We start from the raw sequence: 21,713 nt of genomic DNA on the forward strand, positions 1-21,713 counted from the left end.
ATCGCGGGCAATTCAAGGGATCCCGACCTATGGCCGAAGCCGCGAAGAAACCCGCCGAATATGGCGCCGATTCCATCAAGGTTCTCAAGGGGTTAGAGGCTGTCCGCAAACGCCCCGGCATGTATATCGGTGACACCGATGATGGGTCGGGCCTGCATCACATGGTCTACGAAGTCGTCGACAACGGAATTGATGAGGCATTGGCAGGCCACGCCACCGCCGTATCCGTGAAAATCCACGCGGATTCCAGCGTATCGGTCCGCGACAACGGCCGCGGCATCCCTGTTGATATCCATCAGGAAGAAGGCGTCTCGGCGGCCGAGGTCATCATGACCCAGCTTCACGCCGGCGGTAAATTCAACAACACCGATGACAGCGGCAACGCCTACAAAGTATCGGGCGGCCTGCACGGTGTGGGCGTGTCCGTCGTCAACGCCCTGTCGGAATGGCTGGAACTGACCGTCTGGCGGGATGAAACCGAATACCGCGCCCGCTTTGAACATGGCGAATGCGTCACCCATGTCTACCCGGTCGGCCCGGCCCCCGGCATGCGTGGCACCGAAGTGCGCTTTCTGGCCAGCGCCAAGACCAACACGCCCGAGGGCACTTTTTCCAACCTCGAATACCAATTCAAAACGCTGGAAAACCGCCTGCGCGAACTGGCCTTCCTAAATTCCGGCGTCCGGATAATCGTCGAAGACGAACGCCCCGCCGAACCGCTGAAAACTGAACTGTTCTACGAAGGCGGGGTCCGCGAATACGTCAAATACCTCGACCGGTCCAAATCCTCGATCATGCCGGAACCGATTTACATGGTCGGTGAAAAGAACGGGATCGGCGTCGAAGTGGCGATGTGGTGGAACGACAGCTATCACGAAACCGTACTGCCCTTCACCAACAACATCCCCCAGCGTGACGGCGGCACGCATATGGCGGGCTTTCGCGGCGCGCTGACCCGCACGATCAACAACTACGCCCAGACCTCTGGCATCGCCAAAAAGGAAAAGGTCGATTTCACCGGCGACGATGCGCGCGAAGGCCTGACCTGCGTGCTGTCGGTCAAGGTGCCCGATCCGAAATTCTCCAGCCAGACCAAGGACAAACTGGTTTCGTCCGAAGTTCGCCCCGCCGTCGAAAACCTCGTCAACGAAAAGCTGGCCGAATGGTTCGAGGAAAACCCCCAGAACGCCAAGATCATCGTCGGCAAGATCATCGAGGCGGCGCTTGCCCGCGAAGCCGCCCGCAAGGCGCGCGAACTGACCCGCCGCAAGACGGCGCTGGATGTGGCCTCGCTCCCCGGAAAACTGGCCGATTGCCAGGAACGCGATCCCGCCAAATCCGAACTGTTTCTGGTTGAGGGTGACTCCGCCGGCGGCTCGGCCAAACAGGGCCGTTCCCGATCCAATCAGGCGGTGCTTCCGCTGAAGGGGAAAATCCTCAACGTCGAACGCGCCCGCTTTGACCGCATGCTTGCCAGCCAGGAAATCGGCACCCTCATCACTGCGCTGGGCACCGGCATCGGGCGGGATGAGTTTGACATCAAGAAACTGCGCTACCACAAGATCGTCATCATGACCGATGCTGATGTCGACGGCGCGCATATCCGTACCCTGATCCTGACCTTCTTCTTCCGCCAGATGCCGGAACTGATCGAAGGCGGATACCTCTACATCGCCCAACCCCCGCTCTACAAAGTCGCCCGCGGCAAATCCGAGGTCTATATCAAGGATCAGGCCGGGCTTGAGGATTACCTGATCGACATGGGCGTCGATGGCGCGATCCTGCGCCTTGGCTCGGGCGAGGAAATCGCCGGGGCCGACCTGCGCCGCGTGATCGAAGGCGCGCGTCAGTTCCGCCGCATCCTTGATGCCTTCCCCACCAACTACCCGCGCGGAATTCTGGAACAGGCCGCGCTGGCAGGGGCTTTTGACGCAGGCCAAGCCGATGCCGACCTTCAGGCCGTCGCCGATACCGTCGCACGCCGCCTGAACCTCATCGCCGCCGAATACGAAAAGGGCTGGATCGGCCGCATCACCCAAGATCACGGCATCCGCCTCGCCCGCGTTCTGCGCGGGGTGGAAGAGCTTCGCACGCTTGATGGCGCGGTCCTGCGATCGGGCGAAGCCCGCCGCCTGTCCGCGGCCTCGCAAGACACCCGCGACATCTATCGCAACGAGGCGCGACTGGTGCGGAAGGACCGCGAACAGCTGGTCTACGGCCCCATCGACCTGCTGAAATCCATCCTGACTGAGGGCGAAAAGGGCCTGTCCCTGCAACGCTACAAGGGCCTTGGCGAGATGAACCCCGAACAGCTCTGGGAAACCACCCTCGATCCCGATGCCCGCACCCTGTTGCAGGTCAAGGTCGACGATCTGGCCGAAGCCGACGACATCTTCACCAAACTGATGGGCGATGTGGTGGAACCACGCCGCGAATTCATCCAGCAGAACGCGCTGAACGTCGAAAACCTCGACTTCTAACAGTTCACCAAAATCCGGGCGGCACGGTCAAAGGCCGTGTCGATCCGGGCGCGGGCAGGCCCGGTGATACCCACATCATCCAGCGCGCGGCCCATGCAGCCCAGCCAATCCTCGGCATCGCACAACCGGATCGGCACATGGGCATGCACCTCGCGCAGGTTCATATGCCCGTGCCGTTCCGCATAATACCGCCGCCCGCCAAAGAACCCGCACAGGAAATCGAACTGCTCGGCCCGCACATGGCCGATCCCATGCCCCTGGAAATGCAGGTCCAGAATCCGCGCCCCTTCGGGCGCTGTCTCGATCAGATCATAGAACCGCGCCACCAGCGCCCGCACCACCGGTTCGCCACCAATCTCCTCCACCACGCTTGTCATTTGGCCTCCTTCATCGCCGCCATCAGGCGCGCGAAAGGGCAGGGGGTCAATGTGACACCCGCCAACCGTATCCTTAAAACCGACTGTGGAAGATATGGCGATCCCGGCAGGACTTGAACCTGCAACCTTCCCCTTAGGAGGGGGACGCTCTATCCGTTGAGCTACGGGACCAACCGCCGCCTTGATGCGCGAAAACGATTTTCGGCGCAACAGTCCCGGTCAGATCATCAGGAAAAGAAAAAGGGGGAAGTGAATTTTTGGCCCACCACTTCCCCCTCATGTCCGTTGCGCCAGGTTTGAGAGCTTGCAGGACGCGCGGGATATCGCCAGCACAGTGATTTACACATTGGCTGTTAGCGCTACCATAACCCATCATCCGCCCTTGGACAAGAGGGTGTTTACGTCTAACAATGCACGCATTCCGCGTAGTCAGGACGTGCCTCAGTGACCAAACCCCCCAGCATCGACCCCCGCCGCACGCTTACCCTTCGTGACGTTTCCGAAGCCTCAGGCGTCAGCGAAATGACCGTCAGCCGCGTGCTGCGCAACCGGGGTGATGTGTCAGACGCTACCCGCGAACGGGTTCTAGAGGCCGCGCGCACGCTGGGCTACGTCCCCAACAAGATCGCAGGTGCCCTCGCCTCGCAGCGCGTCAACCTCGTGGGCGTGATCATCCCGTCCCTGTCGAACATGGTTTTCCCCGAGGTGCTGACCGGCGTCTCCGACACGCTGGAAGATACCGGCCTGCAACCCGTGGTCGGCGTCACCAATTACTCGCCTGAACGCGAGGAAACGGTGATCTATGAAATGCTGTCCTGGCGGCCCTCGGGCATGATCATCGCAGGGCTTGAACACACCGATGCCTCCCGCGCCATGCTGGCGCAGGCCGGTATCCCCATCGTGGAAATCATGGATATCGACGGCACCCCCGTCGACAGCGCGGTGGGCATTTCCCATCGCCGCGCCGGTCGGCAAATGGCCGAGGCGATCATCGCCGCCGGTTATCGCCGCATCGCCTTTTGCGGCACCATGATGCCCTATGACCACCGCGCGAAAAAGCGCCTCGAAGGTTTCGAAGAAGCCCTCGCCAAGGCGGGCCTCGCGCTGGCCGACCGTGAGTTTTATTCCGGTGGCTCGGCCCTGCTGAAGGGTCGGGAAATGACCGAAGCCGTCCTGAAGCGCAGCCCGGATGTCGATTTCCTGTACTATTCCAACGATATGATCGGGGCAGGGGGCCTGCTCTACTGCCTTGCCAACGGCATCGACGTGCCCGGCAAGGTGGGCCTTGCCGGTTTCAACGGCGTCGAACTCCTCGACGGCCTGCCGCGCAAATTGGCCACCATGGATGCCTGCCGCCTCGAAATCGGCCGCCGCGCCGCCCAGATCATCGCGGGCAAGCATGAAGGCCTTATCGGGGGCGAGGTGATCGAGCTTTTCCCAACCCTGCAACCGGGCGACACGATCCGCCCGGCCTGACGTCACCGGGCGTCACGCTCTACCACCACGCCGTACCATCCCAACCCGTCATATTCTTCATAGCCCAGCGTTTGGGCAAAGCCGATCCGCGCGCCATCGGCGCCTGCCAGACAACCCCGCACCGCGCCGCCGCTGATCCCGGCGAAGCCTTGCAGAAAATCCTGATCATCCGATGACGCGATGATGCGGTGTTCCTTGTCCAGCAACAGCACGCGCCGCGTTTCCCACTCTGCAGCAGTGAACCCGGCTTCGTTTCGGACGATAATCTGCGCTTCTTTCTGCCAGTCGAAAAAGACCGCCAACACCCCCACTGCGGCACCCTCTGCCTGCCCCCTGTCCCGCACAGCGGTGGCATAAACCAGAACCTTGCGGTTTTCGTGCAGACTGCTGCGGTGAACCCCCGACACCACATAGTCATGTCCCGACGCCAACCCGCGCGCCCGCCCGAACCAATCCAGCGCCTCGGGCGGCAAACCTTGTGCGCGCGCAGCGCTGCCCCCCCGGGCCGAAGCAATCACCCGCCCCTCCATATCCGTCAGCACCAGATCACAGTAAACGGTGTAATAGCGGTGGATCGTGCGCAACCGCTCCTCGGCCAGCGTCAGCCTCTGCGCCACAGGATCGTTCAACACCTGCCAAAAGGCCGAATCGGTTGCCCACCACCGCACATCTGCCGTCCGCTCGAACAGGTTCCGCACGATCAGCTGGACCAGCGCCTGCGCCTTTTCCATCAAGGCGCGCGCGGCTGCCCCATCCAGCGCCTGCAACAAGTCGCCCGTCGCGGTGATCGCGGTCTGGACAATCGACATGACATCCAACCGGAATTGATCCGCGTTATCCTTTGTCTGGTCCGAAAGGCGCTTCATTTCCTGCGCAACGATGGAAAACCCGCGCCCATGCTGGCCCGCGCGGGCCGATTCGATCATCGAATTGACGGCGAGCATGTGCGACTGCATCACGACCTTGTCGTTGATGCGGCCAAAGGTTTCCACACGTTCGGCAATATTATCTATCGTCGTCTTTAAACCGCGTCCGTGCATGTCAGCCCCAGATGTCGCACCGGTGACAGTCTAGCGCTGCATTCGTAAACAAAGACTTTCGCCGCCCGATCAGGCGCAAAGACTTTGGCCGGTCATCCCTGTCATTCGCGCCGTCACGATCTGCCCCTCCGGCTGATCTGCGCTGAACGCGACTTCGGTGAACTGCTCGGTCCGCCCCATGCGCGGCCCTTCCATCAGCACCCGATGCACCTGCCCCACCTGCGCTGTCAGATGCGCGGTCAACGCCGCATCCCCCGCCGCCCGCAGCCGCGCCGCGCGCTCTTTGATGTCAGGGCCGCGAACCTGCGGCATCCGCGCTGCAGGCGTGCCCTTGCGGGGCGAAAACGGAAACACATGCAGGAAAGTCAGCCCGCAATCGCCCACAAGGTCGATCGACCGCTGGAACATCTCCTCCGTCTCGGTCGGGAAACCTGCAATGATATCCGCCCCGAACACCATGTCGGGCCGCAGCCGCCGCGCCTCTTCGCAGAAGCGGATCGCATCATCCCGCAAATGCCGCCGCTTCATCCGCTTCAGGATCAGGTCATCCCCTGCTTGCAGGCTCAGATGCAGATGCGGCATCAGGCGCGGCTCGGTGGCAATCGCCCCCATCAGCGCCTCATCCGCCTCGATGCTGTCGATCGAACTGATCCGCAGCCGCGCCAGATCCGGCACCAGCCGCAAAATCCGCATCACCAGATCGCCCAAGCGCGGCGTCGCGGGTAGGTCTGCGCCCCAGGATGTCAGGTCCACCCCGGTGAGAACCACCTCGTTGAACCCCTTGTCCACCAGCCGCTTGATCTGCTCCACCACCACGCCCGCCGGAACCGACCGGGAATTCCCACGCCCATAGGGAATGATGCAGAAGGTACAGCGATGGTCGCATCCGTTCTGCACCTGCACATAGGCCCGATGCCGCCCGAATCCGTCGATCAGATGCCCCGCCGTCTCCTTCACCGACATGATGTCGTCGACCTGCACCTTCTCGGTCACTCCAATCAGGTCAGGGGCCCGCAGGCCCTGCCACGTCTCCGCCTGCATCTTCTCGGTATTGCCGATCACCCGCGCCACTTCGGGCATGGCGGCAAATGTCTCTGGCTCCGTCTGCGCCGCGCAGCCGGTCACGATGATCGTGGCCCCCGGATGCTCACGGCTCAGCCGCCGAATCTCTTGCTTGGCCTTGCGCACAGCTTCCGCCGTCACCGCGCAAGTGTTGACCACCACCGCATTCTCCACCCCCGCAGCGGCGGAAAGCTCTTTCATCGCTTCCGTCTCATAGGCGTTCAGACGGCAGCCGAGCGTGGCGAAAACAGGCGCGTTCATGCAACCGACGCCCCGGAAAACTGGTTCACGAAATCCGGGCTCAGCCAGCCGTCAAACACATGCGCCACCGGCCCGGTCATCCAGACCCCATCCTCACGCCAGTCGATCTCCAGCCGCCCGCCATCCACATCCATGATGACCTGCCGCCCCGTCAGCCCGCGCCGATGCGCCGCCACTGCCGTTGCACAGGCGCCCGATCCGCAGGCCAAGGTGATCCCCGTGCCCCGCTCCCACACCCGCATCCGCAGGTGATCCGGACCAACGACAGAGGCAAATTCCACATTCGTCCGCGCCGGGAACAGCGGGTCATGCTCCACCGCCCGCCCGCGCCCGGCCACATCCACCGCTTCGGCATCGGGCACGAAGAACACGGCATGCGGATTGCCCATCCCCACCGCCACCGGATCGCCCTCCAGCGGCAGATGCAGCGTGTCCATCTCGCGCGCCAGCGGCACCTCATCCCACGCCACCTGCGGCGCACCCATGTTAACAGACACCAGCCCATCCCCACGCCGCACCGCTGACAGCCCGCCGCGTGCCGTGACCAGTGTCACCGCCGCCTTGCCCGTTTGCCGCATCACATAGTCTGATACACAGCGCGTGGCATTCCCGCAGGCCCCGGCCCGCGTCCCGTCGCTGTTCCAGAAATCCAGCGCGAAATCTGCCCCTGCCGCATCGCGGATCTCGGCCAGCTGGTCAAACCCCACGCCCCGGTTCCGGTCGCCCAGCGCCCGCGCCAGCCCAGCCGTGACCACACCCGCGGAATCGGCCCCGCGCTTGCGCGAGTCGATCACCACGAAGTCATTGCCCAGCCCATGCATTTTCATGAAAGCCAGGCCACCAGGGGGCCGCTGTTCCAACATGCCCGCCCATATACGCCCGGGGCAGGGAATTATCCAGACCTGCGCAGTTTTTGCCCTTGACCCCCCCGCGCGTCGTCACTAATCACCGCCCACGTGGGGCCGGTAGCTCAGTTGGTAGAGCAGCTGACTTTTAATCAGCGGGTCACAGGTTCGAATCCTGTCCGGCTCACCACCCACTCCCCTCCCTTTTTGGCGTTGCTATAAAAGCGGATTTCCGCACGGCCTGCGCAGCACCCTCGACAGCCCTGCAACGCTCGGGCAAACCCGCGCCATGGCGATATTCTTCAGCATCGGAACGCTTCTTCTCGCCGCCTTTATGGCGCTGCGGCTCTTGCCGAAACTCGTGGGGCTGGCCTTCTGGCTTGGCTCTTCCGCCGTTACGGGCGGCAGTGCCCTCGCCATCCTCTACCTGCTGTCGCAGGGGCGCTAGGTCGTCGCCACCACGGCATCCGGCACGATGCCCGACCGCGCGATGTACCCCCGCACGTCGCGCCCCGCGAACAGCCCGTGATCCGCCACCAGCACCGCCCCCATTCCCGCCGCACGGCCACCCAGCACATCGGTGTGCAGCGTGTCGCCCACCATCGCCAACCGCTCCGGCGGCAGGCCCATCTGCGCGCAGACATCGTGAAAACCATCGGCAAAGGGCTTGCCATACCAATGCGCCACGCCGCCGATGGCATCCAGCACCGCATGGGCAAACAATCCCGGCTCTTGCGAAAGCCCATCCTCGCGTGGGGCCACCAGATCGGGATTTGCCACCACAATCGGAATAGGTCGCCGCGCCATCGCCGCCATCAGCCGCGCCTGCAACGCGGCTGTCCAGCGGACAGAGGAAAGAAACAACACCCCATCCGCCACATCAAACAGCCCGGGGTCGGCCACCGCATCCCCCACGCGCCCGGGTATATCGGAAAACCCGTCACCCTCTGCCGCAATCGCCGCCCAATGCGCCCCCGGCATCAGCATCCCGATCCGGCTTACCGCCACATCCCGGCTGGAAACCACCTCGTTTTCCGCGAAATCAAACCCCAGCCGCCGATACTTCACCAAGGCCTCGGCCTTCGTGTAACTCGCCGCATTGGTCAGCACGCACAGCTTCTTGCCCCGCGCACGCAGTTCCGCCATCCGCGCCACTGCGCCTGGGATCGGCGTCTCACCCACATTCAGCACGCCAAACGCATCCAGCACGAACCCATCCCACCGATCCGCCACTTCGGAAAGATCGCGCGCAAAGATGGGGGCCTCCGGGAACCGCGCACCGGGCAACCTTGCCCGCACCGCCTCATAACGCAGGAACGCGGCCTCCGCGTCCCGCAGATCGTCAGACACTGGAATAACCCCCCTCGATCATCATCACCGCACCATTCACCAACCCCGAAGCTGGCGAGGCGAGATACAGCGCCATATCCGCCACCTCCACCGTCTCACCGAACCGCCGCGCGGGGGTCGCGGCGCGCATAGGCCCGCCCTTTTCCTCCGGTCCCCAAACCGCCTTGCCCATCGGCGTCAGAATCACCGTGGGGCAGATCGCATTCACCTGCACATTGTGCCGCGCCCACTCCGCGCAAAGCGACTTCGTCAGCGCATTCAAAGCGCCCTTCGACGTGGCATAGGCCGCATGGTCATCCAGCGCGATCACCCCGGTCTGGGACGAGATGTTGATCACCTTCCCCCAGCGCTGCGCGATCATCGCAGGCCCCAGCGCCTGCGCCAGCAGGAACGGCGCGCGCACATTCACCGCCATCGTGGCGTCCCAATCCGCCAGCGTCAGGTCCACCGCAGGCGCGATCCGCGCAATCGCCGCGTTGTTCACCAGAATGTCGATGGTCCCCCACGCCTCCAGCGCCTCACGCGCTGCCATCACCGGTCCCTCTGCCGTGCCCATCTCGGCCTCGATCACCAAACAGCGCCGCCCCTTTGCCTCAACCTCGCGCTTCACCTCCAGCAAGCCGGTCGCATCCCGCGCCACGGCCACGATATCCGCCCCCGCATCCGCGAACACACGGCAGATCTCAAACCCGATTCCCTTGCTTGCCCCGGTGACCAGCGCCTTGCGCCCGGCCAGCGAAAACCGCCCCTGCCATTCTGCCATGCCCGTCACTCCAGATTTGTATGCCGCGCCCGCATCGCGTCCGGCGCGACGCCCAGCCGGTCCCGCAGCATCAGCACCAGCATCTCGAAGACCAGATACTGCGCCCCCTCGAACAGCGAACCCATCGGCAACACGCTCGCCACCGCAGGTCCTGTATCATCGGCCATCGTCTGCGCCGGAATCACCAGCACCCGGTCGCTTGCAGCAGGCAATGCCGCGCCCGGTTGCGCCGTCACGCAGGCCAGCCGCGCGCCATCGCGCCGCGCCACGCCCATCAACCCGCGCACAGTAGAGAAATCTCCGGGCCCCGCACTGACCACCAACAGATCCCCCGCGCCCACGGGCGGGCAGGACATATCCCCCACCACATGGGCATCCAGCCCCATGTGATACAGCCGCATCGCAAGCGCCCGCATCATCAGCCCCTCACGGCCTACGCCGTAACAGACCACCCGCTTTGCCGCTGCCAGTTCGTCAACCATCCCCGCCAGCGCCGCAGGGTCCACCCCCGCTGCCGCGGCCTTCATCTCATCGGCGGCCCGCGCCACCAGATCGGCATAGCTCATCCCCGGCCCTCCTTCAGCCGCGGCAAGGGCAGGCTTGCCTCTACCGCCGCTTCAAGAAGCCCACATTCATCCAGCAAATCCAGCACCGTATAGCGGCTCCGCAGGAACCGCGCGTGTAGCGTGGTCCGTTGCAGATACTCCCGCCCCACCCCGATCTCCTCGGCCAGTGCGGGCGCACCCGCCGCATGCAGCGCCGCCACCATCGCATCGGGTGCCATCACCTGCGCGCGCAGCCGCGCCGCCAGCGCGGGCCAGCCATCGCGCAACCGCTCCAACCGCGCGCGCAACGCGGCGCCCTCCACATGCTTGGCGCGCACCTCTTCCACCGCCCGCGCTGCAATCTCGCCCGCCCCGAACGCCGCATGAATGGCTGCCGTCTTCTGCGCCAGCGTCGGCGCCGTCGCCACGATTGCAGCCACATCCAGCGTGGAAAGATCCTGCTCCAGCAGCCAATCGAACAACCGCAGCGCCATCACGCAGCCCACGGCAACGCAGGCGCCATGGCTCACCCGTTCGCCGCCGAATTTCAGATCGTCCATCTCCCACAAATGCGCAATCTGGTGATCCGCCCCCGACGCAGGCCGCGACGACCCGTGCAACTCCATCGCCAGCCCCACCAGCGTCAGCCCGGCGAACAACCCCTCCAGCGCATCCCGGTCGCCCGATGCCACGCGGTCGGGCATCCTCAGCCATCCGCGCAGCCCCCCTTGCACCAGCGGCCAGGCCACATCATCCACCGCCTCGATCCCCAGCGCATCGGCGATGATCCAATCCCCGCCCGCAGGCACCTTCCCGGCCAGATCGCCATAACCCCAGCCCGTCATTTCCGCCGGGGCCGCCGCGATCACATCCAGATCCCCCAGCACCGCCCGCGCAGGCCGGCACTGGATCGTCTTCTTGAAACCCTTGTCCGAAAGCGGCGCCCCGGCCGACGTATACCCGTCCATGCTCGCAGCCGTGCCCACGCACAAATAGGCTCTATCAAGGCCGAAAGCCGCGTGTTTCACCACATCGTTGATCACACCAGATCCCACCGCCACAGGCACTGCGCCATCCTGCGCCAGCACATCCCGCAGGCTGTCGGCCAGCTCCACCGTCGGCTTCAGCCGCGGCCTGCCGGGCAGCACATGCGCCCGCACCGTCACCCCCGCCGCCTTCAGCGAGGCTTCCACCGCCGCCCCCGCCGCCTTCCACGTGTTCTCATCCGCAATGATACAGGCCAGATTCCCGGCAAACTGCCGCCGGAATAGCGCACCGGTCTCGGCCAACACGCCACGCCCCACCACAACCTCGGCCACCGTGGCCGACCGGGCCACCGCCCCCGCGATCAGTTCCGTCATGCTCATACCGCCACGCCCCCCGAAGACAGGGTCACCCCGTCCGCACCAAACAAATGCAGCCGATTCGCAGGCATCGACAGCCCGACCGTGTCGCCATGGTTCAACGCCGTATCCCCATCGGCGCGCACCACCACCTGCCCGGCCGCCGTCCGCACGTACAGATAGGCATCCCCGCCCAGCGTTTCGCGCAGAACCACCGTGCCATCCATCTCGCCCGCGCCGGGGGCCGTCAGCCCCGTATGTTCGGGCCGTATTCCCAGCCGCACCGCGCCCGGCACGGGTGCGGCTGTCCCGATGACCGCCTCCCCACAGGTGATGCGACCACCCACGGAACGGATATCGAGGAAATTCATGCTCGGCGCACCGATGAACCCGGCAACAAATTCCGTGCGCGGGCGGTGATACAGCTCCATCGGGCTGCCCACCTGTTCAATCCGCCCCGCCTGCAGCACCACGATCTTGTCAGCCATTGTCATGGCCTCAACCTGATCATGCGTCACATAGATCATCGTGGCCTTCAGCTCGGAATGCAGCGCCTCCAGCTCCACCCGCATCTGCACGCGCAGCTTGGCATCCAGGTTGGACAGGGGCTCATCAAACAAGAACACCTTGGGCTGCTTCACAATCGCTCGCCCGATGGCCACCCTTTGCCTCTGCCCCCCCGAAAGATGGGCGGGCTTGCGGTCCATATAGGGCTCCAGCTGCAACACCCGCGCGGCCTCGGCGATCCGGCGGTCCCGGTCTGCTTGGGTGAACCCGTTGATCTTCATGCCGAAATCCATGTTCTCACGCACTGACATATGGGGATATAGCGCATAAGATTGGAACACCATCGCCACATCCCGTTCTGATGGTGCAAGGCCCGATACATCGCGCCCCCCAATGGAAATCACCCCGCCGCTGATCGATTCCAGCCCGGCAATCGACCGCAGCAGCGTGCTCTTCCCACAGCCGGAAGGCCCCACGAAAACGGCGAATTCTCCATCGGCAATATCAAGGCTCACATCGTGCAGCGCCTGTTGGCCGCCATAGAACTTGTTCACCCCGACCAGCTTCACCTCGGCCATCTGCCGACCCTCCCCTTCCGTGACCTGCGCATTTTCCCGTTGACAGGACACGCTTGCGATACATTTATATGCAAGGCGTTACAAATGGAAGTCAACCGTTCAAAAACGCTGAACCGCTGGGAGGAAACCATGAAACTCAAGATGCACGTCAGTGCGCTGGCGCTTGCTGCGTCCGCATTTGCTATCGGTGGTCAGGCGCAGGCCTGGACGCTGGAAGAAGCCGCCAAACCCTATGCCGGAACGGAGCTTGAGGTGCTTTTCCTCGACCGTCCGGGTTACAACGCCGCGATCCAGATGCTGCCCGAATTCGAGGCCGCAACCGGCATCAAGGTGAACTACACCACCGTGCCTTACGAAAACGCGCTGGGCGAACAGGTCCGCGATTTCGTCGCCGGCGGCGATCTCGACATCGCGCTGATCGACCTCGTCTGGATGGGCAACTTTGCCGAAAATGGCTGGGTCGTTCCGTCGGAAACCTTCATCAGCAACCCTGAACTGGCCGATCCCGAACTGGATATGGCCGATTTCTTCCCGCTCGTCCTCGATGCCTTCGGCTCGTGGAATGGCGTGAACTACGGCCTGCCGTTTGATAACTATTCGGGCCTGCTGTTCTATAACCGCTGCATGCTGGAAGCCGCCGGTTTCGATAAACCCCCGGCCACCTGGCAAGAGGTGATGGATACCTACGGCCCCGCGCTGACCAAAGATGGCAAATACGCCTATGCCCTTCAGTCCAAGCGCAACGAAACCCAGTCCGCCGACAGCTTCGCCCGCTTCCTGTGGCCCTTCGGCGGATCGTTCCTGAATGCGGAATTCAAGTCGAACCTGCTGTCGCCCGAATCGCAGGCTGGTCTGCAATTCCGTCAGGATCTGATGAAGTTCATGCCCGAAGGCATCGTCGCCTATGACCACTCCGAAACCGTCAACGCTTTTGCGCAGGGCGACGTGGCGATGATCACCGAATGGTCGGCCTTCTATTCCACCGTGGTTTCGCCCGAAACCTCGACCGTGGCCGATTGCGTCGAAATTGCCCCGGAACCGACCGGCCCCGCAGGCCGCAAGCCCGCACTGGGTGGCTTCTCTCTCGCCGTCGCATCTCAGGCGGATGAGGCGGAACAGGCCGCAGGCTGGCTCTTCATCCAGTGGGTCACGTCCAAGGCCAATGCTGGCAAATACCTTGAAATGGGCGGCGTCCCGGCCCGTCAGTCGGCCTATGCCGACCCGGCCCTCGCCGAGACCTTCAAGTTCATCCCCGCACTGGTTGAAAGCTGGCAGGAAGGCGTGCCGGAATTCCGTCCGCGCTTCGCCGAATGGCCCGCCATCACCGAAATCGTGCAGGAATACGGCACCAAGATGATGCTGGGCGAAGTCACCCTCGAAGAGGGCGCCAAGAACATCGGTGAAAAGATGGAGGCCGTCCTCGCCGAGGCAGGCTACTATGACGGCAAAAAGCCGCTGGCCCAATAATCCGGCCCTCTGACCATCTCTGACTGCACAGCAAAAGCCCCCGGCCCCTTACACGGGCCGGGGATTTCCACCCGGAAGGACCGCCAAAATGACAGCCAACGTGCCCCGAAAGACGATCTTCGCCTTTCTCGGCCCCGCCGTCGCCGCCCTCGTCATCGTGGGCATCGCGCCGCTGCTCTATGCGGTCTGGAAAAGCCTGCACAACTTCAACCTCACCAAACAGGCGCAGACAAAATTCGTTGGCCTCTCCAACTATGCCGAGGTGCTGACAGACCTGTCCTTCTGGCAGGCGATGGGCCGCACCGCGACGCTCTTCCTGATCTCGGTCCCCATCCAGATCGTCCTCGGCCTTCTGATTGCCGTCGTCCTGCACCGCCCGGGCCTGACCTTCTTCAAAACCCTCGCCCGCCTGTCGCTGGTGCTGCCCATGGCCACCACCTATGCCGTGGTGGGCCTTCTGGCACAGGTCATGCTCAACCAGAAATACGGCGTGGTGAACCAGATGCTCGGCTGGGTCGGCGTCGACCCGATCAACTTCATCGGCGATCCCACCAATGCCTTCATTGCCGTCATCATCTGGGACATCTGGCAATGGACACCCTTCGTCGCCCTCGTCCTGCTGGCGGGCCTGTCCACAGTCCCCCCGGAAATCGAAGAAGCCGCGCAGCTAGAGACGAAATCTCAATGGCTCGTCCTGCGCTATGTGCAGCTGCCTTTCCTGATCCCGTCGCTCGTGGCCGTCCTGATCCTGCGCACCGCCGACACGCTGAAACTCTTTGACATGCCCTTTACCATGACGCGCGGCGGACCCGGTGCCGCCACCGAGTTCATCGCCGTCCTGATCGAACGTGTCGGCAACCGGCAATTCGACATCGGCCTCGCCTCGGCTCAGGCGATCATCATGCTGGCGCTGACCATCGGCCTTGCCCGGCTATATATCCGCTTCTTCTACCGCGAGGTGAACTGATGGCCGCCCCCCTGCAACGCCGCGCCTTCTGGGCCGAAGGGCTGCTTCTGCTGCTCATCCTGCTTTTCTGCATCTTTCCCTTTTACTGGATGGTCACCACCAGCCTGAAAACACAGGTCGTCGCGCTGCAATCCCCGCCCGCTTGGTTCTTCACCCCCACGCTGGCGAATTATTGGGAGGTGTTGTTCGAGGATAAGGTCGGCGTCTCCCTCATCAACTCCATCATCGTGGCGGTCTGCACCACCACCCTTGCCGTCGTCCTCGGCACCCCCGCCGCTTATGCGCTGGCCCGCTTTGAATTTCGCGGCAAGACGGACCTCTGGTTCTGGTTCATCACCAACCGTTTCGTCAGCCCGGTCGTCCTTGCCTTCCCTGTCTTCCTCATCAGCCGCGAACTTGGCCTGCGCGACACGCACCTTGCGCTGATCCTGATGTATCTCACCTTCACCCTGCCCATCGTCATCTGGATCTGCACCGATCAATTCCGCTCCATCCCCCGCGAACTGGATGAGGCGGCCCTGCTGGAAGGCGCGTCTCAATGGCGCATCTTCCGCTCCATCTGCCTGCCGCTGGCGATGCCCGGCGTGGCCGTTTCCTCCATCCTGTCCTTCATCTTTTCGTGGAATGAGTTGCTCTTCGCCTACATTCTTGCGCCAAAAGCAGCGAAAACCGCTCCGGCAATGGCGGTCACTTTCATGGAAGGCTATGACGTGCCCTACGGAAAGATCATGGCCACCTCGACCCTGATCGTCATCCCTGTGTTGATCTTCGCCCTGATCGCGTCAAAACATCTCGTGCGCGGCCTCACGATGGGCGCGGTGAAGTAAAAGGATACGGATGGCCCGCGCCCCGAAACTGCCCCAGATCGACGCGGAACAGCGCTTTCTCGCCCGCGTGGCCTGGGCCTATTACGTCGAACACCTGACACAGGAAAAGGTCGCCGAAAAGCTTGGCGCCACGCGCCTGCGCGTGAACAAGGCCCTGTCCGAAGCGCATCGCGTTGGCCTTGTCCGCATCACCTTCAACACCGCCTATGCCGCCTGCTTCGATCTGGAACAGGCGCTTTGCGAACGCTTCGGCCTTGATCAGGCCTATGTTGCCCCGGCCCCGTCTGACGAATCCGATGTCCAGATGATCACGGGCGCCGCGTTGGGCAACCTGTTGTCCGAGGTGCTGGCCGATCCTGCCGTCAAACGATTTGGCATGTCATGGGGCGGCACGCTCAACATCGCCACCCGTTTTGTCGCCGCGCTGGAACGGCCCGATCTTGAGGTGATCTCCGTCATGGGCGGCCTGACCCGCGGCTCTGATCTGAACAGCTTTGAAATCACCACCCGTCTCGCCGATCTGCTGGGCGCGCAGCACAGCTATTTCACCGCCCCCCTCTACGCAGGCAGCGCCGAAAGCCGCGACACGATCATGCAGCTTGATGTCTTCCGCGAGGTGCTGGAAAAAATCCGCGGCGTGGATGCGATGGCCATGGCGGCGGGCGATTTGTCCAAACGCTCGCTTCTGATGCGCGATGCCCTTCCCGGCGGCACCACGATCGAGGAATTGGCCGCCCTCGGCGGGGTGGGCGATATCCTCGGCACCGTGATCGACGCCAATGGAAACCCCATCGACCACCCGATCAACGAAAAGGTCATCGGTATCGGCATCCCCGATCTGGCCCGTATCCCCAACGTCATCCTCGCCGCAGGTGGCGCGCACAAGATCACCGTTTGCCGCGCCATCCTTGGCCTTGGCCTGATCAACACCTTCGTCACAGATGAATCCACCGCCCGCGCGCTGGTGGCGGCATGACCCTGACCATCGGCATCGACCTTGGCACCTCGGGCGTGAAGGCCGTCATCCTTCAGGACGCCGAAACCGTTCTTGCCGATGCCGCGCAACCCATCGCCGTGTCGATCCCCCATGTCGGCTGGTCCGAACAGAACGCCGATGATTGGGTCGCCGCTGTTTGGTTCTGCCTTGATCGTCTGGCAAGCGACGCGCCAAAGGAAATGGCCGCCGTGACGGCCATCGGCCTGTCGGGCCAGATGCTCTGCGCCCTGCTCCTCGACAAATCCCACAAACCCCTCCGCCCCGCGATCCTGTGGAACGATCAGCGCAGCATTGCCGAATGTGCCGAACTTCTGGCGCTTTGCCCCGACATCGGCCAGCGCACCAACGGCACGCCCGACCCCGGCATCACCGCGCCAAAACTTCTCTGGCTCGCGAAACACGAGCCCCACATCATGCGCGACGCCCGCATGCTGTTGCTGACCAAGGATTACGTCCGCCTTGCCCTGACGGGTGAGGTTGCCACCGAACCCACCGATGCAGGCGGCACACAACTGATGGATTGCCGCACCGGGCAATGGGACCACCAGCTTTGCGCCCTCGCAGGCTGGAACCCCGACCACCTCCCCCCCGTCACCTCCGCATGGCTCGCCGCAGGCGGCCTGCGACCCCAACTCGCCCAACGTTGGGGTATGAAGCCGAACATCCCCGTCGCCGCAGGCGCGGGCGACAACATGGCCTCCACCCTCGGCGCAGGGGCCGCCCGTCCGGGTGACGCCGTCCTGACCATCGGCACTTCTGGCGTGGCCTGCATCGTCGACGCCACCTTCCACCCCGGCCCGCAACGCGCCATCCTCACCTCTGCCCACGCCGCGCCCGACACGTTCCTGTCGATGGGCGTCGTCATGTCTGCGACCGCCGCGCTGGACTGGACCGCCCGCCTCTCCGGCACCACCGCCGCCACACTGGCCGGCGAGGCCGAGGCGATGGATACCCGCAAGACCGACGCCTCCCCGGTATTCCTGCCCTGCCTCAACGGCATCCGCACCCCCGCCAACCGCCCGCAGGCGACCGGCCGGCTGGAAGGGCTGCACCCCGGCGTGGACCGCGCCATGATGGGCTATGCCACGATGGAAGGTGTCGCCTTCCAGTTTGCCGATTGCATCACCGCCCAGCGCGAGGTCGGCGCTCTGCCGCAGCGTTTCATCGCGGTCGGCGGCGGCACCCGTTCCAACCTCTGGACCACGCTGATCGCCACTGCCATTGGTGAACCCGTCGCCCTTCCCGCCCGCGCCGATATCGGCGGCCCCGCAGGCGCGGCCCGCCTTGCCGCCGTCGCCGCTGGCGCATCAACCGATGTTCTGTCCAACCCCCTGCCCATGCGCGGCACGATCGACCCCGATCCCGCCTTGGCCGAACGCCTGAAACCGCGCAAAGCCCGCTTCGACGCACTGGTGGAAAGCGCCCGGCGCGGCTAGCCTCTGGCCATGAAGCTGACCACCTACAACATCCAATACGGTTTCGGCGCGGACGGCCTCTACAGCCTGCCCCGTATCGCCGACACGATCCGCGACCGCGACCTGATCGCCTGCCAAGAGGTAGATCGCCACTGGTCCCGCACCAACCACGATGATCAACCCGCGATCCTGTCGGCACTCCTTCCCGACCACCACATGGTCTACGCCCCCGCCTTTGACATGGCCGTCCCGAACGAGCGCAGCAAACGCCGCCAGTTCGGCCCGATGATCCTCTCGCGCTGGCCCATCCTCTGGTCGCGCACTTGGCCGCTTCCCAAACGCCGTATGCTCGACCCCATCAACACCCAAACCGCCGCGCTAGAGGCCGTCATCGCCCACCCCTCCGGCCCCCTCAAACTCATCAACCTCCACCTCGCCCATGTTGGCGTCGAAGAACGCCTCGCCCAGATCGCCTTCCTCAAACAGATGCTCGGAAACCCCGCATTTGAGGGCGGACCGTGGAGCGGTACTGACGACGAACCCTCCCGCAACTGGACCGAAGGCGAACCCGAACCCCCGAACCCCACCCGCACCATCTGGGCGGGCGATTTCAACATGGAACCCGGCAGCGCCGAATACCGCGCCTTGGTGGGCGAAACCCCCTACCACCCCGGCGCGCGCTACGCCGATGGCCTGATCGACCCCGCCGCAGGCCTTGGCCTGCACACCCACGTCAAGCAGATCGCAGGCGAAACCCGCCTCCGCCAGCTTGACCACATCTTCCTGACACCCGACCTCGCCCCCCATGTCCGGCGCATCTGGGCCGATAACACCAACCCTGCCTCTGACCACCACCCCCTGCACATCGACCTGACGCTGTAACGAACAAGGGCGCACCCTGCGGCGCGCCCTCCCAAAACCCGACAACCCGGCAATCCGCGTCAGAACGCCAGATCCCGATCCCCGGCCGCATCTTTCACCCGGTTCGGCAACCCCATCCCGTTCAGCAGGTTCATGAACGGCTTCGGATCCAACTCCTCGACATTCACCATCGTCCCCACATCCCAGATGCCCTCTGCCACCAGCAGCGCCGCCGCTACCGGCGGCACGCCGGCGGTATAGGAAATCCCCTGCGACCCGACCTCTTCATAAGCTTCCTTATGATCGGCCACGTTATACAGCATCACCTCCACCGGCTTGCCGTCCTTCATGCCCTTCACGATCGTCGCGATGCAGGTCTTGCCAGAATATCCGGGTGCCAAAGAGGCCGGATCAGGCAGCACCGCCTTCACCACCTTCAACGGCACCACTTCCAACCCTTCAGCCGTTTTCACCGGCTTCTCCGACAGCAGCCCAAGGTTCTTCAGCACCGTGAACACATTGATATAGTGATCACCAAACCCCATCCAGAACCGCACATCCGCCCCCGGATAACGGGCCGACAGCGAATGCACCTCGTCATGCCCGGTCAGATAGGCCTTCTGTGCGCCAACCACCGGCATGTCCCAGGTCTGGCCCACCTCGAACATGCGGTTTTCCTGCCAGCCACCGTTCTGCCAGCTGTAAACCGTTCCCGTGAACTCACGGAAGTTGATCTCGGGGTCAAAGTTGGTGGCGAAATACTTCCCATGCGACCCGGCATTGATGTCGACGATATCGATCGACGTGATCTCATCGACAAACGCATCCTCGGCCACCCGCGCCCAGGCGTTTACCACGCCGGGATCAAACCCAACGCCCAGAATGGCCGTCACACCTGCTGCCTTGCACCGCTCGCGCCGCTGCCATTCGTAATTGCCATACCATGGCGGCGTTTCGCAGATCTTGCCGGGGTCTTCATGGATCGCCGTGTCCATGTAAGCCGCGCCCGTTTCGATACAGGCCTCCAGCACCGTCATGTTCACAAAGGATGACCCGACATTGATCACGATCTGCACGCCCAGCTTCCGGATCAGCGCCGCCACCGCAGCCGGGTCCATCGCATCCACCGCATGGGCCGCAAACACGCCGGGCACCTTCATCGCGCCCTTCTCATGGACCGACGCGATGATCGCCTCGCACTTCCCCACCGTCCGCGACGCGATATGCAGATCACCCAGCCTGTCATTGGCCTGCGCGCATTTATGCGCCACGACCTGCGCCACGCCGCCTGCGCCAATGATCAACACGTTGCGTTTCATGCAAAACACCCCCTTCAGGAAGGGCCGGATCAACCGGCAGTATTATCCAAGGTTCGCGGCAAAATCGGCATAGCCGAATTCCCGCGCCACGGTCATGGACCCGTCCAACTCCTTGATGACGATGCTTGGCATCTTCACCCCGTTGAACCAGTTCTTCTTGACCATCGTATATCCCGCCGCATCCGCGATGCTCAGCCGGTCGCCCACATGCAGAGGCTTGGGAAAGTTGAACTCACCGAACACATCCCCCGCAAGGCAGGACTTGCCGCAGATCATGTAAGGGTGATCCCCCTCCACCTCCATCTTGCCCGCAATGCGATAGATCAGCAGATCGAGCATATGCGCCTCGACGCTGCTATCGACGATGGCCAGATCCTTGCCGTTGTTCATCACGTCCAGCACCGTCACCTCAAGGCTTGCCGCCCCGGTGATCGCGGCCTCGCCGGGCTCCAGATAGACCTGCACCCCGAACCGTTCTGAAAACGCCTTCAACCGCGCTGCCAGCAGGTCCACCGGATAGCCCTCGCCGGTGAAATGGATGCCACCGCCCAGACTGACCCATTTCAGGCGCGAAAGCAGCGCCCCGAACTCGTCCTCGATCCGCGTCAGCTGCCGATCAAACAGATCGAAATCGTCATTCTCGCAATTGTAATGGATCATGAAGCCCGAAACCCGGTCCATCACCCGCTCAATCTTGCCGGCATCCCATTCGCCCAGCCGCGAAAACGGCCGCGCCGGATCGGCCAGATCAAACCCGCTGGTCGAAAACCGCGGGTTCAGCCGCAGCCCGCGCGCAATGCTGGCGGATTGGTTGTCGAACCGCTCCAGCTGGCCCACGGAATTGAAGATGATCTTGTCGGCATAACCCACCGCCTCGGCTACTTCGTTATCGGCCCATGCTACGGAATAGGCATGGGTCTCCTTGCCAAACTTCTCGCGCCCCAGCCGCAATTCATACAAGGATGACGAAGTCGTCCCATCCATATGCTCACGCATCTGGTCAAACACCGGCCATGTGGCAAAGCATTTCAGCGCCAGCAGCACCTTCGCCCCCGACCCCTGCCGAAGCTGGTCCATGATGGCCATGTTGCGGGAAAGCTTGGCCCGGTCGATCAGGTAGAACGGCGTCTGAATCATGGAAAATCCCCCCCGGGATCAAAGGGAAACGAGAACGCGGGTATGTAGGGCCAAGCCCAACCCCACGCAAGCCCCAACGAAGCAAGGCCAACGACA

The 21,713-nt window shown here is 63.5% G+C and carries 20 protein-coding genes and 2 tRNA genes; 10 read left to right on the top strand and 12 right to left on the bottom strand.

All coding sequences use genetic code 11. The features are described from left to right. The first annotated feature begins 29 nt into the window (after window positions 1-29). On the top strand, window positions 30-2,480 hold the full coding sequence (gene gyrB / locus RSE12_02055; GenBank protein WRH63138.1) for a DNA topoisomerase (ATP-hydrolyzing) subunit B: 2,451 nt from the start codon (window positions 30-32) through the stop codon (window positions 2,478-2,480). Here gyrB and RSE12_02060 read toward each other — a convergent pair. Beyond that, a complete protein-coding gene (locus RSE12_02060; protein ID WRH63139.1) occupies window positions 2,477-2,857 on the bottom strand; it encodes a group II truncated hemoglobin in 381 nt (126 codons plus the stop codon). The two genes, gyrB and RSE12_02060, sit on opposite strands and share 4 nt — an antisense overlap. A gap of 95 nt (window positions 2,858-2,952) precedes the next feature. Further along, a tRNA-Arg gene (locus RSE12_02065) sits at window positions 2,953-3,028 on the bottom strand. Window positions 3,029-3,379: 351 nt separating this feature from the next. Here RSE12_02065 and RSE12_02070 point away from each other — a divergent pair. Beyond that, window positions 3,380-4,333, top strand: a complete 954-nt coding sequence (locus tag RSE12_02070) for a LacI family DNA-binding transcriptional regulator (GenBank protein WRH64719.1) — start codon at window positions 3,380-3,382, stop codon at window positions 4,331-4,333. 2 nt (window positions 4,334-4,335) lie between these two features. Here the strand turns inward: RSE12_02070 and RSE12_02075 are convergent, their stop codons facing one another. From RSE12_02075 to dapF, 3 genes are all read right to left on the bottom strand, one after another. Then, window positions 4,336-5,373 (bottom strand): methyl-accepting chemotaxis protein, encoded by a 1,038-nt coding sequence (locus RSE12_02075; GenBank protein ID WRH63140.1) that lies wholly within the window; start codon window positions 5,371-5,373, stop codon window positions 4,336-4,338. A gap of 69 nt (window positions 5,374-5,442) precedes the next feature. Beyond that, complete coding sequence (mtaB, locus tag RSE12_02080) at window positions 5,443-6,696, bottom strand: tRNA (N(6)-L-threonylcarbamoyladenosine(37)-C(2))-methylthiotransferase MtaB (protein ID WRH63141.1); 1,254 nt, start codon at window positions 6,694-6,696, stop codon at window positions 5,443-5,445. Next, on the bottom strand, window positions 6,693-7,559 hold the full coding sequence (gene dapF / locus RSE12_02085) for a diaminopimelate epimerase (GenBank protein ID WRH63142.1): 867 nt from the start codon (window positions 7,557-7,559) through the stop codon (window positions 6,693-6,695). Before dapF ends, mtaB begins: the two co-directional genes overlap by 4 nt. A gap of 96 nt (window positions 7,560-7,655) precedes the next feature. On the opposite strand from dapF, the gene RSE12_02090 reads away from it, so the two are divergent. Beyond that, window positions 7,656-7,731: transfer RNA gene (locus RSE12_02090), tRNA-Lys, on the top strand. A gap of 99 nt (window positions 7,732-7,830) precedes the next feature. Beyond that, complete coding sequence (locus RSE12_02095; GenBank protein WRH63143.1) at window positions 7,831-7,989, top strand: hypothetical protein; 159 nt, start codon at window positions 7,831-7,833, stop codon at window positions 7,987-7,989. On the opposite strand, the gene RSE12_02100 is transcribed toward RSE12_02095, so the two are convergent. From RSE12_02100 to ugpC, 5 genes are read right to left on the bottom strand one after another with little or no spacing between them, the layout of a single operon-like run. After that, window positions 7,986-8,891 (bottom strand): HAD hydrolase-like protein, encoded by a 906-nt coding sequence (locus tag RSE12_02100; GenBank protein WRH63144.1) that lies wholly within the window; start codon window positions 8,889-8,891, stop codon window positions 7,986-7,988. The two genes, RSE12_02095 and RSE12_02100, sit on opposite strands and share 4 nt — an antisense overlap. After that, window positions 8,884-9,654: an SDR family oxidoreductase gene (locus RSE12_02105; protein ID WRH63145.1), complete on the bottom strand. Its 771-nt coding sequence runs from the start codon at window positions 9,652-9,654 to the stop codon at window positions 8,884-8,886. The genes RSE12_02100 and RSE12_02105 overlap by 8 nt, the downstream gene beginning before the upstream one ends. 5 nt (window positions 9,655-9,659) lie before the next feature. Then, complete coding sequence (locus RSE12_02110) at window positions 9,660-10,220, bottom strand: SIS domain-containing protein (protein WRH63146.1); 561 nt, start codon at window positions 10,218-10,220, stop codon at window positions 9,660-9,662. Then, window positions 10,217-11,560 (bottom strand): sn-glycerol-1-phosphate dehydrogenase, encoded by a 1,344-nt coding sequence (locus tag RSE12_02115; GenBank protein ID WRH63147.1) that lies wholly within the window; start codon window positions 11,558-11,560, stop codon window positions 10,217-10,219. Before RSE12_02115 ends, RSE12_02110 begins: the two co-directional genes overlap by 4 nt. 2 nt (window positions 11,561-11,562) lie before the next feature. Continuing rightward, window positions 11,563-12,627: a sn-glycerol-3-phosphate ABC transporter ATP-binding protein UgpC gene (ugpC, locus tag RSE12_02120; GenBank protein ID WRH63148.1), complete on the bottom strand. Its 1,065-nt coding sequence runs from the start codon at window positions 12,625-12,627 to the stop codon at window positions 11,563-11,565. Window positions 12,628-12,711: 84 nt separating this feature from the next. On the opposite strand from ugpC, the gene RSE12_02125 reads away from it, so the two are divergent. The 6 genes from RSE12_02125 (at window position 12,712) to RSE12_02150 (ending at window position 19,182) form a co-directional block, all read left to right on the top strand. Continuing rightward, window positions 12,712-14,094, top strand: a complete 1,383-nt coding sequence (locus tag RSE12_02125; GenBank protein WRH63149.1) for a sugar ABC transporter substrate-binding protein — start codon at window positions 12,712-12,714, stop codon at window positions 14,092-14,094. Between the two features lie 88 nt (window positions 14,095-14,182). After that, entirely contained in the window at window positions 14,183-15,061 is an 879-nt protein-coding gene (locus tag RSE12_02130) for a sugar ABC transporter permease (GenBank protein WRH63150.1), read from the top strand. After that, the gene (locus tag RSE12_02135) at window positions 15,061-15,888 is read left to right on the top strand and encodes a carbohydrate ABC transporter permease (protein ID WRH63151.1); all 828 of its coding nucleotides are present in this window, start codon (window positions 15,061-15,063) and stop codon (window positions 15,886-15,888) included. The genes RSE12_02130 and RSE12_02135 overlap by 1 nt, the downstream gene beginning before the upstream one ends. Before the next feature lie 10 nt (window positions 15,889-15,898). Continuing rightward, a complete protein-coding gene (locus RSE12_02140; GenBank protein WRH63152.1) occupies window positions 15,899-16,864 on the top strand; it encodes a sugar-binding transcriptional regulator in 966 nt (321 codons plus the stop codon). Then, window positions 16,861-18,321, top strand: coding sequence for a xylulokinase (gene xylB / locus RSE12_02145; protein WRH63153.1), 1,461 nt, complete (start codon window positions 16,861-16,863; stop codon window positions 18,319-18,321). The genes RSE12_02140 and xylB overlap by 4 nt, the downstream gene beginning before the upstream one ends. Window positions 18,322-18,330: 9 nt before the next feature. Next, entirely contained in the window at window positions 18,331-19,182 is an 852-nt protein-coding gene (locus tag RSE12_02150) for an endonuclease/exonuclease/phosphatase family protein (GenBank protein WRH63154.1), read from the top strand. Window positions 19,183-19,241: 59 nt separating this feature from the next. Here RSE12_02150 and RSE12_02155 read toward each other — a convergent pair whose 3' ends face one another. Beyond that, entirely contained in the window at window positions 19,242-20,480 is a 1,239-nt protein-coding gene (locus tag RSE12_02155) for a saccharopine dehydrogenase family protein (GenBank protein WRH63155.1), read from the bottom strand. 42 nt (window positions 20,481-20,522) lie between these two features. Next, the gene (gene nspC, locus RSE12_02160) at window positions 20,523-21,617 is read right to left on the bottom strand and encodes a carboxynorspermidine decarboxylase (GenBank protein ID WRH63156.1); all 1,095 of its coding nucleotides are present in this window, start codon (window positions 21,615-21,617) and stop codon (window positions 20,523-20,525) included. Window positions 21,618-21,713 lie beyond the last annotated feature (96 nt).

The sequence above is a fragment of the Fuscovulum sp. genome, from assembly GCA_035192965.1.
Classification (GTDB): domain Bacteria; phylum Pseudomonadota; class Alphaproteobacteria; order Rhodobacterales; family Rhodobacteraceae; genus Paragemmobacter.

What these genes read in the sequence shown, in the direction of transcription:
- gyrB (WRH63138.1), top strand. Translation starts at nt 30, where the DNA reads ATGGCCGAAGCCGCGAAGAAACCCGCCGAATATGGCGCCGATTCCATC.
- RSE12_02060 (WRH63139.1), bottom strand. Translation starts at nt 2,857, where the DNA reads ATGACAAGCGTGGTGGAGGAGATTGGTGGCGAACCGGTGGTGCGGGCG.
- RSE12_02070 (WRH64719.1), top strand. Translation starts at nt 3,380, where the DNA reads ATGACCGTCAGCCGCGTGCTGCGCAACCGGGGTGATGTGTCAGACGCT.
- RSE12_02075 (WRH63140.1), bottom strand. Translation starts at nt 5,373, where the DNA reads ATGCACGGACGCGGTTTAAAGACGACGATAGATAATATTGCCGAACGT.
- mtaB (WRH63141.1), bottom strand. Translation starts at nt 6,696, where the DNA reads ATGAACGCGCCTGTTTTCGCCACGCTCGGCTGCCGTCTGAACGCCTAT.
- dapF (WRH63142.1), bottom strand. Translation starts at nt 7,559, where the DNA reads ATGTTGGAACAGCGGCCCCCTGGTGGCCTGGCTTTCATGAAAATGCAT.
- RSE12_02095 (WRH63143.1), top strand. Translation starts at nt 7,831, where the DNA reads ATGGCGATATTCTTCAGCATCGGAACGCTTCTTCTCGCCGCCTTTATG.
- RSE12_02105 (WRH63145.1), bottom strand. Translation starts at nt 9,654, where the DNA reads ATGGCAGAATGGCAGGGGCGGTTTTCGCTGGCCGGGCGCAAGGCGCTG.
- RSE12_02110 (WRH63146.1), bottom strand. Translation starts at nt 10,220, where the DNA reads ATGAGCTATGCCGATCTGGTGGCGCGGGCCGCCGATGAGATGAAGGCC.
- RSE12_02115 (WRH63147.1), bottom strand. Translation starts at nt 11,560, where the DNA reads ATGACGGAACTGATCGCGGGGGCGGTGGCCCGGTCGGCCACGGTGGCC.
- ugpC (WRH63148.1), bottom strand. Translation starts at nt 12,627, where the DNA reads ATGGCCGAGGTGAAGCTGGTCGGGGTGAACAAGTTCTATGGCGGCCAA.
- RSE12_02125 (WRH63149.1), top strand. Translation starts at nt 12,712, where the DNA reads ATGGAAGTCAACCGTTCAAAAACGCTGAACCGCTGGGAGGAAACCATG.
- RSE12_02130 (WRH63150.1), top strand. Translation starts at nt 14,183, where the DNA reads ATGACAGCCAACGTGCCCCGAAAGACGATCTTCGCCTTTCTCGGCCCC.
- RSE12_02135 (WRH63151.1), top strand. Translation starts at nt 15,061, where the DNA reads ATGGCCGCCCCCCTGCAACGCCGCGCCTTCTGGGCCGAAGGGCTGCTT.
- RSE12_02140 (WRH63152.1), top strand. Translation starts at nt 15,899, where the DNA reads ATGGCCCGCGCCCCGAAACTGCCCCAGATCGACGCGGAACAGCGCTTT.
- xylB (WRH63153.1), top strand. Translation starts at nt 16,861, where the DNA reads ATGACCCTGACCATCGGCATCGACCTTGGCACCTCGGGCGTGAAGGCC.
- RSE12_02150 (WRH63154.1), top strand. Translation starts at nt 18,331, where the DNA reads ATGAAGCTGACCACCTACAACATCCAATACGGTTTCGGCGCGGACGGC.
- RSE12_02155 (WRH63155.1), bottom strand. Translation starts at nt 20,480, where the DNA reads ATGAAACGCAACGTGTTGATCATTGGCGCAGGCGGCGTGGCGCAGGTC.
- nspC (WRH63156.1), bottom strand. Translation starts at nt 21,617, where the DNA reads ATGATTCAGACGCCGTTCTACCTGATCGACCGGGCCAAGCTTTCCCGC.